Annotated in this window: 12 protein-coding genes; 6 read left to right on the plus strand and 6 right to left on the minus strand. The window is 55.3% G+C overall.

Annotation, left to right across the window (positions count from 1 at the left end):
* Positions 1–39: 39 nt before the first annotated feature.
* From NML54_RS05060 to NML54_RS05075, 4 genes are all read right to left on the minus strand, one after another.
* Positions 40–1,863 (minus strand): pentapeptide repeat-containing protein, encoded by a 1,824-nt coding sequence (locus NML54_RS05060; protein ID WP_254756308.1) that lies wholly within the window; start codon positions 1,861–1,863, stop codon positions 40–42.
* Positions 1,864–1,894: 31 nt separating this feature from the next.
* On the minus strand, positions 1,895–2,299 hold the full coding sequence (locus NML54_RS05065; protein ID WP_254756310.1) for a hypothetical protein: 405 nt from the start codon (positions 2,297–2,299) through the stop codon (positions 1,895–1,897).
* Positions 2,300–2,554: 255 nt separating this feature from the next.
* Positions 2,555–3,712: a pentapeptide repeat-containing protein gene (locus NML54_RS05070; protein ID WP_254756312.1), complete on the minus strand. Its 1,158-nt coding sequence runs from the start codon at positions 3,710–3,712 to the stop codon at positions 2,555–2,557.
* A 60-nt stretch (positions 3,713–3,772) separates the two neighbouring features.
* On the minus strand, positions 3,773–4,372 hold the full coding sequence (locus tag NML54_RS05075) for a hypothetical protein (RefSeq protein WP_254756314.1): 600 nt from the start codon (positions 4,370–4,372) through the stop codon (positions 3,773–3,775).
* An 842-nt stretch (positions 4,373–5,214) separates the two neighbouring features.
* Between NML54_RS05075 and dnaK the strand changes: the two genes are divergently transcribed.
* The 4 genes from dnaK to NML54_RS05095 all read left to right on the plus strand — a co-directional run bounded on the left by dnaK (position 5,215) and on the right by NML54_RS05095 (position 9,486).
* Complete coding sequence (gene dnaK, locus NML54_RS05080; protein WP_254756316.1) at positions 5,215–7,047, plus strand: molecular chaperone DnaK; 1,833 nt, start codon at positions 5,215–5,217, stop codon at positions 7,045–7,047.
* A 2-nt stretch (positions 7,048–7,049) separates the two neighbouring features.
* On the plus strand, positions 7,050–7,628 hold the full coding sequence (locus NML54_RS05085; RefSeq protein WP_254756318.1) for a nucleotide exchange factor GrpE: 579 nt from the start codon (positions 7,050–7,052) through the stop codon (positions 7,626–7,628).
* 355 nt (positions 7,629–7,983) lie between these two features.
* Positions 7,984–8,976: a DnaJ domain-containing protein gene (locus NML54_RS05090; protein ID WP_254756320.1), complete on the plus strand. Its 993-nt coding sequence runs from the start codon at positions 7,984–7,986 to the stop codon at positions 8,974–8,976.
* A gap of 3 nt (positions 8,977–8,979) precedes the next feature.
* Complete coding sequence (locus NML54_RS05095) at positions 8,980–9,486, plus strand: heat shock protein transcriptional repressor HspR (RefSeq protein WP_256500239.1); 507 nt, start codon at positions 8,980–8,982, stop codon at positions 9,484–9,486.
* A gap of 356 nt (positions 9,487–9,842) precedes the next feature.
* On the opposite strand, the gene trmB is transcribed toward NML54_RS05095, so the two are convergent.
* Positions 9,843–10,649 (minus strand): tRNA (guanosine(46)-N7)-methyltransferase TrmB, encoded by an 807-nt coding sequence (gene trmB, locus NML54_RS05100; RefSeq protein ID WP_254756322.1) that lies wholly within the window; start codon positions 10,647–10,649, stop codon positions 9,843–9,845.
* Positions 10,650–10,855: 206 nt separating this feature from the next.
* Entirely contained in the window at positions 10,856–11,254 is a 399-nt protein-coding gene (locus NML54_RS05105; protein ID WP_254756324.1) for a hypothetical protein, read from the minus strand.
* Between the two features lie 502 nt (positions 11,255–11,756).
* Between NML54_RS05105 and NML54_RS05110 the strand changes: the two genes are divergently transcribed.
* Together NML54_RS05110 and NML54_RS05115 are read left to right on the plus strand one after the other, a co-directional pair.
* Positions 11,757–13,235, plus strand: coding sequence for an amino acid permease (locus NML54_RS05110; protein WP_254756405.1), 1,479 nt, complete (start codon positions 11,757–11,759; stop codon positions 13,233–13,235).
* A 448-nt stretch (positions 13,236–13,683) separates the two neighbouring features.
* Positions 13,684–15,159 carry an amino acid permease gene (locus NML54_RS05115; protein WP_254756325.1) on the plus strand — a complete coding sequence of 492 codons (1,476 nt, stop codon included), beginning with the start codon at positions 13,684–13,686 and terminating at the stop codon, positions 15,157–15,159.
* Positions 15,160–15,216 lie beyond the last annotated feature (57 nt).

Genomic DNA, 15,216 nt, shown 5'->3' on the forward strand with positions numbered 1-15,216 from the left:
GACCCCACCACACATTCAACGTGGCGGGGTCTTCGGATATTACTTCGCAGGTTCACTGAAGCGGGTGTACTCCTGCTTATCTTCATCCCACGAAGACGGATCGAAGAGCACCGTACCGACCGGGATGTGGTAGCCCACACCGTTCAGTTCGGCTGTGCCTAGCGGAATAGGTTGGCTGTCCTCGTACACCACGAAGTTATGCGTCTCCTGACCAGTAAACAGGGTAGCGAATCGCGCCTGGTACATCTCACCCGACTCTTTGTTCTTGTCGATGAAGATTGGTGTGCACTTTGTGAAAGATACATCGAGGAAATCCACATTATGCATAAAAGTTGACCTAAGGAAATTAGCTTTTGCATTAAAAGTTGTTTTGCAGAACCATGCACATTTAGTGAAAGTTGAACCGTTGAAACTTACATTTTGGATGAAAGCAGCTTCATCAAAGTCTACAATCTGGGAGAAAATCGTCTGATTGAAATCTGCATTCTGTGTGAAGGTCGTATTATTGAAAATTGCGTCTTGGAAGAAAATCACCCTTGTGAAATCTGCATCCTGAACGAATGTTGTCCAACTGAACTCAGCATCCTGGGCAAAAGTTGCCCCACTGAAGTCAGCATTTTGGGTAAAAGATACCCCGATAAAGGTTGCTCTTTGGCTAAATGTTGCACAGCCAAAATCAACATTTTGGGTGAAAATTACCTGGCTAAAGTAGGCATCTTGTTTGAAATCGGTTCCCCTGAAATTTGTGTTTTGATTAAAAGTTGCGTCAATAAAGTCTGAGTTTTGGATAAAGGACACTCCCACAAAGTTTGCATTTTGAATATAAACTGATTTACTGAAGTCTGCATCTTGGTTGAAGGTTGTGTAGCTGAAGTCTGCATTTTGGCCGAAGGTTACTCTGCTGAATCCTGCTTCTTGGGCAAAAAATGTGTAGTTGAAGTTTGCTTCTTTTTCAAAGGTAACACTGTCGAAATCTGCTTTCTGAATAAAAGTTGTCTCACTGAAGTTCACATCACCATGGAAGCTAACAGAAATGAAGTCGGCTTTTTCAATCGTGAGTTTATTTAGGGGATAGAAGATAGGGGCTCGGCTGAAATCGACATCGAAATCACTCCACGTCCCCGGAATAATTTTGAGTAACTTTCCAACATCATCCAAAATGATGGTGCTGCTACGTTTGCTCATTTCATCAAAAATAGCTCGGCGTACATCCTGTTCTTCACGGAGTGCTACCTGATCCGAAATGAAGTTGCCTATATAGTCGGCAGGTGCTGTATCAGCCTGAAGTTCTTCTATCTTTATAGCTAAGGGAAAGGGTGAACGAATGTAGGAGCAAAGGTTATTGATAATAACCTGACCCTCCTTCTGCCGTTCTTCAGAATTGAGGGCATCATCAGAAAGCCACTCATCGACTAGTCCAACAAGAGTATAGATACCACCCAGACGGACAGTCGCTTTCTCATCAGCTAGCTGCTCGACAGCCTTGGTATAGCGGCTGCGGCGCTCTGCATGAACCTGGCGGATATGGTCGCGCTCGTTCTTCTCCGCATCCTGCTCATTCTTCTTGATGTCAGCATCAATTTTGAGACGGTCACCCTGGTTCTTCCAATTAGTCTGCAGAAGAGTCAGAACCGCAATAATGCCACCAGTGATGTACAGAAGATGCAAGCGCAACTGATCTGAACTGCCAGAGCTCATGTCGCAGAGCATCCACAGCATCCAAGGCAGAAGAATCGCAACCGCGCCGCCGCCCAGACCAAAGCCAATGAGGAGCTTAATAAAGTGCTGGATATACCAAGGCCTCTCCTGAGCTTTCGGGATTACCGGGTTTTCTGGAGCGGATGATGTGTTATCGCTGGGCACTAGGTTCTCCTGTCCTCTCTGATAGGAACGTTCACCTTCCAGCATAAGGTAAAGCTAGTTGCCATGGGCTGCGCCTGGTCATCAACGAGGGATTAGCCTGCTTGAGAGAGACAAGCGGAGTTTCTCTGCAACTGTGGTAGGCGGCGAGGCGGCGGCTGAACTCCATGAAGACCGTGCGGCGCACTAGCTGCTCTTCGCGTAGTGCCTCCTGATCGCGCGTAAAGTCGCCTTCGTACTCTTCGAGGGCTTCGCCTGATTCTAGGAGTTGTCGTTTCTGTGCGAGAGGGTAGGGCGTGCGGATGCACCCGGTCAGCGCGTCGATGATGGTCTGGGCTTCTTCGCGGCGTACCTGCTCGGGGAGGGATGCGTCGGTGAGCCATTCGTCTGCGAGGTCTACGAGCGTGTACGCCCCGCTGAGGCGTACGGCGGGTTGCACGTCGAGAAATTGTTCGAGGGCGTGCGTGTAGCGTTCGTGCCGCCCGGCCTGTAGGTTGCGTGCCGGGGTGTTTTTGCGTTGCCGCAGCGCAGTTAAGAGTTTGTTGAGGTTCATGGCGGTGTGCCCTTCCTGCTCCGGTGCTGGCTTATAACCAGCATAGGGGAGGATCCCACCCCTGCGCGCTCGCGCTGGTTAAAGAAGAAACCCCGCCTGCACGAGAGGTGCAGACGGGATCTTTTCCTATTTTCGAGGAATCTATTTTTTAGCAGGTTGACTTTTGTCTATGTAGTCATTTTGACTTTTATCCCAAGAATCTGGGCCAAACACTATTGTGCCTTCTGGAATTTCGTAATCATTATTTTTGAAATTTACTTTTCCGAGGTTAATCTCGAAATTAGATGATGTAAAATTGTGTTCCTTGGAATCTATTTTATATGAAAAAGCGGCAGGATTATGTGAAATATAACCACCAGGAAAATCATTAGATACTATATATTCATATCCTGCAAAGTCTGGATCCTCTGAAAATTTTACTTCTTTAAAACTTACGGGACCTTCGAAGAGTGAGGATGCAAATTTGATTGAACTGATAAACTCGGCGTTTTCAAATGTGACCTCTTCTTTAAATACGGAAAGAAATGAAGTAGGGCCATGAAAATTTGCCCATTGAAAACTTGTTTTTCCGATAAAGAACGTTTCATTAAAATCTGCTGGTCCATAAAATATTACATCTGTAAAATCTGTAGTGCCGAAGAAATGCGACTTGTCGAAAAATGCTTTTCCGTAAAATCTTGCCGCCTGGAAAGACGAGTTGACATAGGTATAATATTGAAGGATATAGAAGAATGGGACAGCAAAGAAATCAAAGGTAAATTCACTCCAAGTGCCAGATGCATTTCTTTTATTAATATTGCTTTCATCTATTTCAACTGTGAGTCTTTTATTTATCTCCCTAAATATAGATTTGCGTATATTAGACTCTTCAAGGAATTCTTCTCGATCACTCGTGAAGTTTCCGTCATAATTATCAGGTGGGGTATCTGACTCAAGGATGTCCCGTTTGTCTGCAAGATGGAAAGGTGAACGAATATATGCGCAAAGGCTATCGATGACAATCTGACCCTCCTTGCGGCGGTCCTCAGGGTCCTCAATGTTTTTGTCAGCCAGCCATTCATCAATAAGGCTGATAAGAGTGTATATTCCACCTAGCCGAACAGCTGATTTATCATTTCCGATGTGTTCAATTGCTTTAGCATAGCGGCTACGACGATTTTCATGTATCTGACGGGCATAATCTTTGGTATTTTTATCAGCTTGAATCTTGAGGCTATTGTTGAACTGTTTCTTTTGCTCGTTAAGTGCAAAGGTCTGCTGCTTGAGATTTTTTTCAAATTGATATTTTTGTTGCCTCATGCTTTTTTGGAACTGTTTCTTTTCGCTTCGGCGAGTAGATTCTTGTCGTTTAATTTCTTTTTATTTATCTGCTATAGATTTTGCATATTTCTCTCTCTCGAGTTTGAGGTTTTCTTCGTCAAGAAGATTTTTTTGGTGGGTTTTAATAATGCCGAATACGGCAATTATTCCACCAGTAATGCCGAGCATTGCTGTTGTTAAAGGCGCACTGTCGCCAATTAGCTTAAAAACATTTAATATTGCTGGAATGGTCAGCGCCGACATTCCGCCTAGAGCAATAATGAAAGTAAAAAATTGAAGCGGGTTCGATTTGAAAGAGTTGAGTATAAGCGTGTTATTTTGATATGCGGTGTATGAAACTCTGGCTAGATAGAGAGTAAACGCCAGCACGAGGAGAATTCTAATTAATTCTGGAATAAAAGGAGTATTGAAACTATAAAGAATTAAATGGGATATTGCGAAGGTAACAGATAGTGCAAGAAGCCATAAATCGCTGTTTGTTGGTTTAAATATTGATATCAGTAATTCGATTGGGCTTTTATTGCTCTTGCTTGTATTAGTAGATGCTGAATATTCTTGTACTACATATTTATGTGCTATTTTACATATCCAACTTTTGGGAGTATTTATTATATCTTTGAAGGTATGGGGGCGTTTCATGGGATAACTTTATCCTTTCTGGGGAATTAGGGTCTCTTGGTTATTCTAGAGAGGTACTTTGTTCTGAATACTGGGAGCTCCTGTCTACTTTGAGAGGATATGGTCGTAACCAGGATACGGTAGGCGGGTAGCCTCAATCCACAGGTGAAGGTTAGAGAATTGCGGGTCGGACAAGCAGAGATACCTCCATAGAGTGAGCGATGGAGCTTGCAGGTAGGTAGGTCTTCTATATATAAGAGGAACGAATCTCTGAGATCTCATGCCAGGTGCCCGTAGGTGAGGCGCCCGCACGAAGCGCACCCCTAACAACGCTGCTAGAGGCCTAGTCTCCAAACCTAAAAATCGCGCCTAAAGATTACCTCGCACACCCTATAGAGGGTGCCCCTGCACCACCTCCCAGCGCCTCTCGCACCCCAATTTTCCGGGTTTTCACCCCTTTTTAAAGATTTTTAAAAATTTTTTCGCCCAACCACCCCACCTATATCCGCCGTGCGCTGAATCGCCGCACCGCGCCCTCGCGTCACCCAAAAACCCCGGAATTCCGCGGTAAAACCGCTCATTCGCGCCTCGCCACCACCCCGATTTTCCCCGCAAAACACTGCCCCGGAGCCCCAAAATACCCATCCCTCACGCCACTCCACACAAAAAAGTTGAGTAAAGTTCGCTCAACTCTATTGACAGCCCCTTCGGGAGGGTGCATACTTGAGTACATGAGGCTCAAGGAGCCGCGCAGACCGTCCCACACGGGGCGGCACGCGTAGCACCGACCGCCTCCGAAAATTTCAAACTATCCCGCCTCGCATTAGAAGAAGCGGGGCACTGATCACAAGGAGTGAATATATATGGCACGTGCAGTAGGTATTGACCTCGGTACCACCAACTCTGTCGTTTCGGTTCTCGAAGGCGGCGACCCCGTAGTTATCGCCAACGCAGAGGGCACCCGCACCACCCCCTCCGTTGTCGCATTCTCCAAGGATGGCGAGGTTCTGGTCGGTAGCGTCGCAAAGCGTCAGGCAGTGACCAACGTCGACCGCACCATCTCCTCCGTCAAGCGCCACATGGGCACCGACTGGACCACCGAGATCGACGGCAAGAAGTACACCCCGCAGGAAATCTCCGCACGAACCCTCATGAAGCTGAAGGGTGACGCAGAGGCATTCCTGAACGACACCGTCACCGACGCTGTCATCACCGTCCCGGCATACTTCAACGACGCTGAGCGTCAGGCAACCAAGGAAGCCGGCGAGATTGCAGGCCTGAACGTCCTGCGTATCGTCAACGAGCCCACCGCCGCAGCACTCGCATACGGCCTGGACAAGGGCAAGGAAGACGAGCTCATCCTGGTCTTCGACCTCGGTGGCGGTACCTTCGACGTCTCCCTGCTGGAAGTCGGCAAGGACGAAGACGGCTTCTCCACCATTCAGGTTCGCGCAACCAGCGGTGACAACCGCCTCGGTGGTGACGACTGGGACCACCGCGTCGTCGAGTGGCTGCTCGCACAGGTGAAGGCAAACACCGGCGCAGACCTGTCCAAGGACAAGATTGCTCTGCAGCGTCTGCAGGAAGCAGCTGAGCAGGCTAAGAAGGAACTGTCCAGCGCAACCAGCACCAACATCTCCCTGCAGTACCTGTCCGTCACCCCCGAAGGCCCCATCCACCTGGATGAGAAGCTGACCCGCGCAAAGTTCGAGGAACTGACCCGCGACCTGCTCGAGCGCACCAAGAAGCCCGTTCAGGACGTCATCAAGGAAGCCGGCGTGTCCGTCTCCGAGATCTCCGAGGTTGTTCTGGTCGGTGGCTCCACCCGTATGCCCGCCGTTGCTGAGCTCGTCAAGGAAGTAACCGGTCGCGAGCCCAACAAGGGCGTGAACCCCGACGAGGTCGTGGCAATGGGTGCAGCACTGCAGGCAGGCGTTCTGAAGGGCGACCGTAAGGACGTTCTGCTGATCGACGTCACCCCCCTCTCCCTCGGTATCGAGACCAAGGGCGGCGTGATGACCAAGCTGATCGAGCGCAACACCGCAATCCCGACCAAGCGTTCCGAGACCTTCACCACCGCAGAGGACAACCAGCCCTCCGTGACCATTCAGGTCTTCCAGGGTGAGCGTGAGTTCACTCGCGACAATAAGAACCTGGGTACCTTTGAGCTGACCGGCATCGCCCCCGCACCCCGCGGCGTGCCCCAGATTGAGGTCACCTTCGACATCGACGCAAACGGCATCGTCCACGTCTCCGCAAAGGACAAGGGCACCGGCGTTGAGCAGTCCATGACCATCACCGGCGGTTCCTCCCTCTCCAAGGACGACATCGACCGCATGGTCAAGGACGCAGAAGCACACGCAGAGCAGGACAAGGCACGCCGCGAGGCTGCTGACACCCGCAACGCAGCCGAGTCCGTCGCATACTCCGTCGAGAAGCTCCTGAAGGAGAACGGCGACAAGCTGCCCGAGGACGTCAAGACCGAGGTTCAGGGCGATGTTGACGAGCTGAAGAAGGCACTCGAGGGTGACGATGATGCAGCAGTGAAGTCCGCACTCGAGAAGCTGCAGGCTTCCCAGTCCAAGCTGGGCGAGGCACTCTACGCAGCAGCACAGGCTGAGGCATCCGAGTCCAAGCCCGCCGCTGATGAGGACGTTGTCGACGCCGAGGTTATCGACGAAGACGAGAAGAAGTAATCATGGCTGAGCAGGAAAACACCACCCCCGACCCGCTGGAGGAGGCATTCAACGCCCCCGCAGCGGAAGGCCACCCCGAAGCTGAATCGGTCGAAAGCCCCGAGGAAGCTGCGGAAGCCGTCGAGGCTGAGCTCCAGGATGCCGTAGAAGCAGAATCTGCGGATGCAGCACTCGCAGCAGAGCGCCTGGACTCCCTGCTTCGCCTGCAGGCCGAGTTCACCAACTACAAGAACCGCACCGCCCGCGAAAAGGAGCAGCTGCGAAGCTTCGTAATCGGTGACCTGGTCGGCGCACTGCTGCCGGTATTCGACGACATCGACGCCGCACGTAAGCACGGCGACCTGCAGGACGGCCCCTTCGCTTCCATCGCTGCGAAGCTCGAAGAGCTGCTCAGCAAGCAGGGTGTGGAGCGTTTCGGTGAAGTAGGCGATGCCTTCGACCCGAACATCCACGAAGCTGTACTGCAGCAGCCCACCGACGAGGTGGCCGAGGATCATGTCTCCATGGTTCTGCGTTACGGCTACCGCGTGAACGACCGCGTGGTTCGTACCGCTCAGGTGGCTGTGGCTGTCGCACCGTAAGGCGGTCGGCTAAGCATTGGCTGAATAACTAACGACGGGCGGGTGCTCTCCCTGATGGGGGAGTGCCCGCCCTGTTGTTTGCCTGAGCTGTTCTGCCTGAGCTATTTGCCCGCGCTGTTCTGTCCGGTGCGCCTGTTTTGCCCGGGATGCTATGCCCGGTGTTGGCGCGGGTTTCGGTGAGCTGTGGCGGTGGTTAAAAGGCTTGTAGGGGTGCTATTTTTTGGGCTAGCCCTTTCGAAATTGAGTCAAGTAGACTAAACTTTTATATAGAGTATTAAGACAAGCACGCGGTGCCCCTGCAAGCCGTCCCGTAACCGAGGAGGGCGGCGCATCACCGCAGAAGGAGAAACACAACATGGCAAGTGAAAACTGGCTAACCGACGACTTTTATAAGGCGCTGGGTGTCAGCGAAGACGCAAGTGAAAGCGACATCAAGAAGGCGTACCGCAAGCTCTCCCGCAAGTACCACCCGGATCTGAACCCCGGCGACGCCGCAGCAGAGAAGAAATTCAAGGAAATCTCGGAAGCATACGACGTGCTCTCCGATAAGAAGCAGCGCGAAGAGTACGACCAGATCCGCCGCTACGGCGCATCTGGCATGGGCGGATTCGGCGGAGGTGGCTTCGGCGGTGGCAGCTACACCGGCTACCCCGGCGCGGACGCATTCGGCGGCTTCAGCAACGGCGGCGCAGGCATCAACATTGACGACCTGCTCGGCGGCCTCTTCGGCGGTAGCGCAGGCGGCTCCCGACGCTCCGCAGGCTTCACCAGCGCCGACTTCGGCGGCATGGGCGGCGGCGGTTTCGGCGGCGCACAGCACGCGGCACCCGAAGAAAGCACTACCAGCACCCGCATCAGCCTCGCCCAGGCATACACCGGCGCGACCGTGACCGTGTTCCTGCCGGACGGCTCCCACACCGAGGCACGCATCCCCGCAGGCGTTAAGGACGGTCAGAAGGTCCGCCTGCGCGGCAAGGGTCTGCGCGGCGGCGACCTGAAGGTCACCGTGCGCGTCTCCGATGACTCCGTGTACTCCCGCGAGGGCAACAACCTGATTTTGCGTGCGCCCGTCACCCTCGCCGAGGCTGTCGACGGCGCAGTGATTGAGGTGCCCCTGCCCGACGCATCCACCGTGAAGCTGCGCCTGGCACCCGGCCAGGTCGGCCGCCGACTGCGCGCTAAGGGCCGCGGCTTCAAGGCTAAGGGCGGCGACGGCGACCTGCTGGTCATCCCGGAGATTGTGCTGCCCGCCGAGTTGAGCGCAGAGGCGCAGGAAGCATTCGATAAGTTCGTAAAACTGGCACCGCAGGAGAACCCGCGTAAGGATCTGTTGAAGAAGGCTAAGTAAACCATGGCATCTCGAGAATCATCATCTAAGTCCCGTAGCGGCAAGCCATTGCACAGCGTGGACCTGCCGGTTTTCGTGATTTCTGTGGCGGCTGAGCTGGCGGGCATGCACCCGCAGACCCTGCGTCAGTACGACCGCATCGGCCTGGTCCAGCCTTCGCGTGCGCCCGGTAAGGCGCGCCGCTATTCACAGCGTGACGTGAACCGTCTGCAGCAGATTCAGCAGCTCTCGCAGGAGGGCGTCTCCCTGGAGGGTATTCGCCGCATTATTGAGCTAGAGTCCCTCGTGGAGGAGCAGCAGGAGCAGATTGCGGCGCTGCAGCGTCAGATTGAGGAGGCGAAGGTGAAGTTGGGCTTGGCGGAGCGCGTGTTCGCTGCCGGTACCAGTGGCGATGTGGTGCATATTGCCCGCGGTACCCGCCCGGCGCCTCGTCAGCGTTCTTCGGCTGTGGTGCTGTACCGGCAGTATCACCAGCCGGCTACGGCGGATGATACCAAGCCGCAGCGCTAAACCGGCTAAACCCGCTACACTGGGATAAACGGTTCGGCTGTTCTAGCTCATTTGCGCTAGTCAGCCCCCCATATAAGCTTGTGCGTCTTAGCGCCGCGCGAGCGAGGTAGGGTAGACCCCCGCCCGCACGCACTTGGACTCGCACACAAGGAGGTGGGGGGGGGCGCCCGCCGCCGGCGGCCCCGCCCACCCCACACCCACCCCCCCCCCCCCCCCCCCCCCGGGCCCCCCCCACACACGGGGTGGCGCCCCCCCCACCCCCGGGGCCCCCCCACCTCCTTAACATATATTCGCGCTAACCCGCGCTAAGCTGCGCCAACTGATGCCGGAGCTGCCTCGCTTACTTTCGGTGGTGCTTACTTGCGGCGGTAAGTCAGATCGTGCGCGCGGCGGCCCGCCTCCTGAGCCTTACGCTCAAAGCTGGTGAGGGTACGACCCTCCCAACGCGGAGCCCAACCACCCAGCGGATCCTCCTCGGTCGCACCGGCGCCAGGGTTCACGTTCTCAAAGTCGGGGTGCGCCTCCAGAACCTCACGCATGACCAGGGCGTACTCCTCCCAGTCAGTCGCCAGACGCCAAATGCCGCCGGGCTTAAGCACGCGCGCAACCTTATCAGCGAACGCCGGGGACACCAGGCGGCGCTTGTGGTGGCGGGACTTATGCCAGGGATCCGGGAAGAACACCCACAGCTCGTCCACGGAGTTCTCCTCAAGCATGTTGTCGAGCAGTTCGGGTGCGTTCGCCTGAGCCACACGCACGTTCTCTACGCCGGCGTTGCCCATCTTCAGCAGCAGGTCCGCGATGCCGGGGGTGTACACCTCAACGGCGAGGAAGTTCGCCTCGGGCACCTCAGCTGCGCGGTGCACAATCGCCTCGCCCAGACCGGAACCGATCTCTACGACCTGGTACGCCTCGCGGCCGTAAATCTTAACCGGGTCGAAGGTCGCCTCGGGCGCGACGGAGGTGTCGGTACGCAGGCGCGGGATGTCCAGCACGTGGGTGGGGGAGTAGGTGTCCCACGCCTTCTGGCGGCGCGCGGTGAGGCGGTCGCCGCGGCGGACGAATGAGTAGGGCTGGCGGAAGAATTCCTCGGGAACCGGTTTCTTGGTCTTTTCTTCGGTGGATTCGGGTGCCTGGCTAGGCTGCGTGTTCTCAGTAGACATACCTAAAAGAATAGCGTAGCGCCGCTACACCGTGCGGTTTCACGGCGCGCGGGGCTGGCGTGACGCTGAACTAGCCGGGCGTGAGGTGGGTGCGGTATACATCCGGCGGGCGTAGAAATTTAGCGCACATACAAAAGTGCGGCGGGAACGAACACTGTTCTCGCCGCACTTTCGTGAGGTCGTCTGAGTGAGTTAGCGTGTGGGGCTTACTTCTTGGAGCCCAGCAGTGCCAGGCCTGCGCCGAGCAACACGATGTTGTTTGCGAGCTGCTGGCCGTCCTGGGTGGGGCGGAAGGTGGCGTCGTGCATGTCCGGGTTGCGGAAGTACATGGTCATCAGGTTTGCCGCGAATGCGGTCAGGCCTGCGCCTGCCAGGCGTGCGGGGATGAAGGGGGTCAGCAGGGTTGCGCCGAGTGCGGTTTCTGCGCCGGAGATGAGCTTGCCGAAGGTTGCTGCGTCCAGCTTGGAGACTGCGGGAACACCGGTTGCCGCCATCTGCTGCAGGAAGGCGTAGGTGCCTTCGTCTGCCTTGAGCTTCTTGACGCCTGCGTCGAGGATGAGTGCGCCGGCGGTGATGCGCAGTGCTGCGTTGGAGAACTTGCCCATTGTTGTGTCCTTCTGTTCTGTAGTTGGTTGGTTAGGTTTTTGTTGAACGGTTTCTACTCTAGACTCGGTTCCATGCTTTGTAAAGCTTTACATATAAAGTTTCTACATATTTTTTAAAAACCCGGCAGAAGCTTGCAGAGAAGGGGTGCGATTTAAAGGCGGTGCGGGGCGTTTTTCGGGTGAAGGCTGAGAGATGCCGCAGGCTTGCCCCGTCTCAAAAATCTGGTGATGTTGTATTCCTTGTACTTGTGTGGGTATGAGGGGGTAAAATTTGAAATTATGCATTCTCTGCATAACCCTTTATTGGTGATGCAAGAAATCGGAAGCCCCGCAAAATCGGAGCCCACAAGCCCAAGTCCCCCGCGCAAGCTATGGATGCGGGATTTTCTCCTCCATGCACGCCGTTCAGGATTATGCATGAATACCAACCACCCGGACTCGCCCCCGAGTGAAATTTAGGGCGAATCGACGCAGGAAAGAGAAATACGTGACACAGCAGCCAATGCAGCACAACTCCGTCACCGGCCTAGACTCCGAAGCTGAGCACTCCAAGCTTCAGCGTGGACTAAGCTATCGACATATCCAGCTGATCGCTATTGGCGGCGCCATCGGCACCGGCCTTTTCCTTGGTTCGGCAAAGACCATCGCCCTGACCGGCCCCTCCATCGTCTTTGTTTACGCCATTATCGGTAGCGTCATCTACTTTGTTCTGCGCGCCATGGGCGAGATTCTGCTCTCCAATCCCAAGTACAAGTCCTTTACCGACTTCATCACCGACATCCTCGGTCTGCGCGCCGGCTTCTTCGTCGGCTGGTCGTACTGGTTCTTCTGGGTCGTCACAGGTATCGCGGATGTCATCGCGATTACCGGCTACATCAAATACTGGTGGCCGGAAATCCCAGCATTCATCCCGGCGCTGACCGTTATCGTGGCTCTGCTGCTGCTGAACCTGCCTTCGGTGAAGAACTTCGGTGAAATCGAATTCTGGTTCGCAGTCATTAAAATCGTCGCGATTATCGCCCTCATTATTGTTGGTGCGCTCATGGTTGCCTTCAGCTTCACCGCGCCCGACGGTACCGTCGCCTCTGTGGCAAACCTCTGGGGTCACCCCGGCCCCTCCGGTAGCGGTATCTTTACCCAGGGCCTGACGGGCTTCCTGGGTGCCTTCCAGATTGCGCTCTTCGCCTTCGTGGGTGCTGAGCTGGTCGGTACCGCCGTGGCGGAAACCGAACACCCCGAACGCACCCTGCCCAAGGCAATTAATGCGGTACCCTTCCGTATTGGCCTCTTCTACGCCCTGCCGCTGCTGGCCATCCTCGCCGTCACCCCCTGGGACAAGTTGGATAAGTCCATGAGCCCCTTCGTGGGTATGTTCTCCCTGGCTGGCATTGGTGTCGCCGCCTCCCTGGTGAACTTTGTGGTGCTGACCTCCGCGGCGTCCTCGGCGAACTCCGGTATTTTCTCGACCTCCCGCATGGTCTACGGTCTGGCGCACGACGGTGCTGCCCCCTCCGCACTGGGTAAGCTCACCAAGAACGGTGTGCCCGCCAACGCCCTATACCTGACCACTGTGATACTGCTGTTTAGTCTGGTCATGCTGTACGCCGGTAGTGGCATTATGGAGGCGTTCACCGTGGTGACCTCCGTGGCGTCGATGATGGGTATCTTCACCTGGAGCATGATCCTGATTGCGTACCTGGTCTACCGTAAGAAGTTCCCCGAACGTCACGAGGCGTCCGCGTACAAGATGCCCTGGGGTATTGGCATGAGCTGGTTTGGTCTGGTCTTCTTCGCCGTGATGGTCTACGCCCTGAGCCTGTACCCGGATACCGCAATCGGCCTGGCGCTGACCCCCATCTGGTTCATTGCTCTGGCTATTGGCTACGAGATTCTGACCCGCCGACACGCTGCTAAGCGTGCTCGTGCGCTGGCTGCTGGCAATGTTGTTGACAAGGCTGCTGACCAGGCTGGTCAGAAGTAGTTTCTGTTCTTTCTGCGGCGCTCCGGTAGTGCTGTGTGCAAGCCCCGTTTCTGCATTCTTTTAGGATGCGGAGGTGGGGCTTTCGCGTACCCTTGGCCTGCCTGTTTACGTTCCGGGGCGGCATTTTTTACGCCGCTTGATATGACGTAAATAATAGAAATATGTCACATTTTTGCCGTAAATCCTGTTTTCTTGTCCTTACCACCTGTAGAATAACTATACAAGTAGCCGTAAGAGCTCTAAGAAAAACTCCGCGTCAATCGATAGCGTGACACTTCCGAATACCGCGTAGTATTTGATAGAGCCCCAGTCTCGCCCCGAAATCCGGGGACGCCCCGCAAAGCAATGGCCGCATATTCATACATTAGCTATACCTCCTGAATTTTAATGATTCTCATTACAGCAGGGGGTATATGCGGTACGGGGTGCAACGTAGAAAGAGGACGCTGTGACTGAGCAGAACAACGTCACCCTGAATCCTAAAGCTCCCGAACAGGGAGAGCGACTGCACCGCGGTCTAAGCAACCGCCACATCCAGCTCATCGCAATCGGCGGTGCCATCGGTACCGGTCTGTTCATGGGCTCCGGTCGCGCCATCTCCCTGGCGGGTCCCTCAGTTATTTTCGTGTACATGCTCATTGGCGCCGTCATCTTCCTGGTGCTGCGAGCTATGGGCGAGGTTCTGCTCTCCAACCTGAAGTACAAGTCCTTCTCTGACTTCACCACCGACCTGGTTGGTCCCATGGCGGGCTTCTTCCTCGGTTGGTCCTACTGGTTCATGTGGGTGGTCACCGCCGTCGCGGACATCATCGCAACCGTCGGCTACCTGCACATGTGGTGGCCCGATCTGCAGGCATGGATCCCGGCACTCGCCGTCATCGGTGTTCTGCTGACCCTGAACCTGGTCTCCGTGAAGAACTTCGGCGAAATCGAATTCTGGTTCTCCATGATTAAGATCGTGGCCATCGTCGCCCTGATTATCGTTGGCGGCGGCATGATTGCCGTCGGATTCACCTCGCCCAGTGGTGCGCAGGCATCCGTCGCAAACCTCTGGAACGACGGCGGAATGTTCCCCAACCACCTGATTGGCTTCCTCGGTGCACTCCAGATTGCCGTCTTCGCATTCATGGGCTCAGAACTGGTCGGTACCACCGCAGCAGAAACCCAGGACCCCGAAAAGACCCTGCCCAAGGCACTCAACGCCGTACCGGTACGTATTATGGTCTTCTACGTGGGCGCACTCGCCGTCATCCTGATGGTCACCCCCTGGCGCCTGGTCAGCCCCGATAAGAGCCCCTTCGTCGCCATGTTCACCATGGCGGGTCTGGGCATCGCCGCGCATATCATCAACTTCGTGGTGATTACCAGCGCAACCTCCTCGGCGAACTCCGGTATTTTCTCCACCTCGCGTATGGCATTCGGCCTGGCACGCGAGCGCAGCGCACCACAGTTCCTGGGCAAGATCTCCAAGAACGGTGTGCCGCGTAACGCGCTGTTCCTCTCGGCCGTGATGCTGCTGTCCTCGATTGTGCTGCTCTACGCGGGCGACTCGATCTCTCGCGCGTTCAACTTGGTCACCACCGTGGCTGCGGTGCTCGTGATTTTTGCGTGGGCCATGATTATGGTCAGCTACCTGATGTACCGCAAGAAGTTCCCCTCGCGCCACAAGAAGTCGAAGTTCCGTCTGCCCGGCGGCCGTTTCTCCGCGTGGCTGGCTCTGGCGTTCTTCGCTTTCACCATTGGTGTGCTGACCATGAACGAGGAAACTCTCATGGGTCTGCTCGCGATGCCCGTCTGGTTCGTGATTCTGGGTATCGGCTGGGTCTTCAAGCGCCGCGCTGATGCCCGTCGCCACGAAGCAATCTCGACCCGCACCGCGCAGATTGCGATTGTGGAGGCATCCGAGATTTTCTCGGCACGCTAAGCACCCCACGCTAAGCCATACTGGTTGCCAGTACCGGCTATCAGCGCATGCGTAAAG

The organism is Rothia gullae (genome assembly GCF_024294905.1).
Lineage (GTDB): Bacteria > Actinomycetota > Actinomycetes > Actinomycetales > Micrococcaceae > Rothia.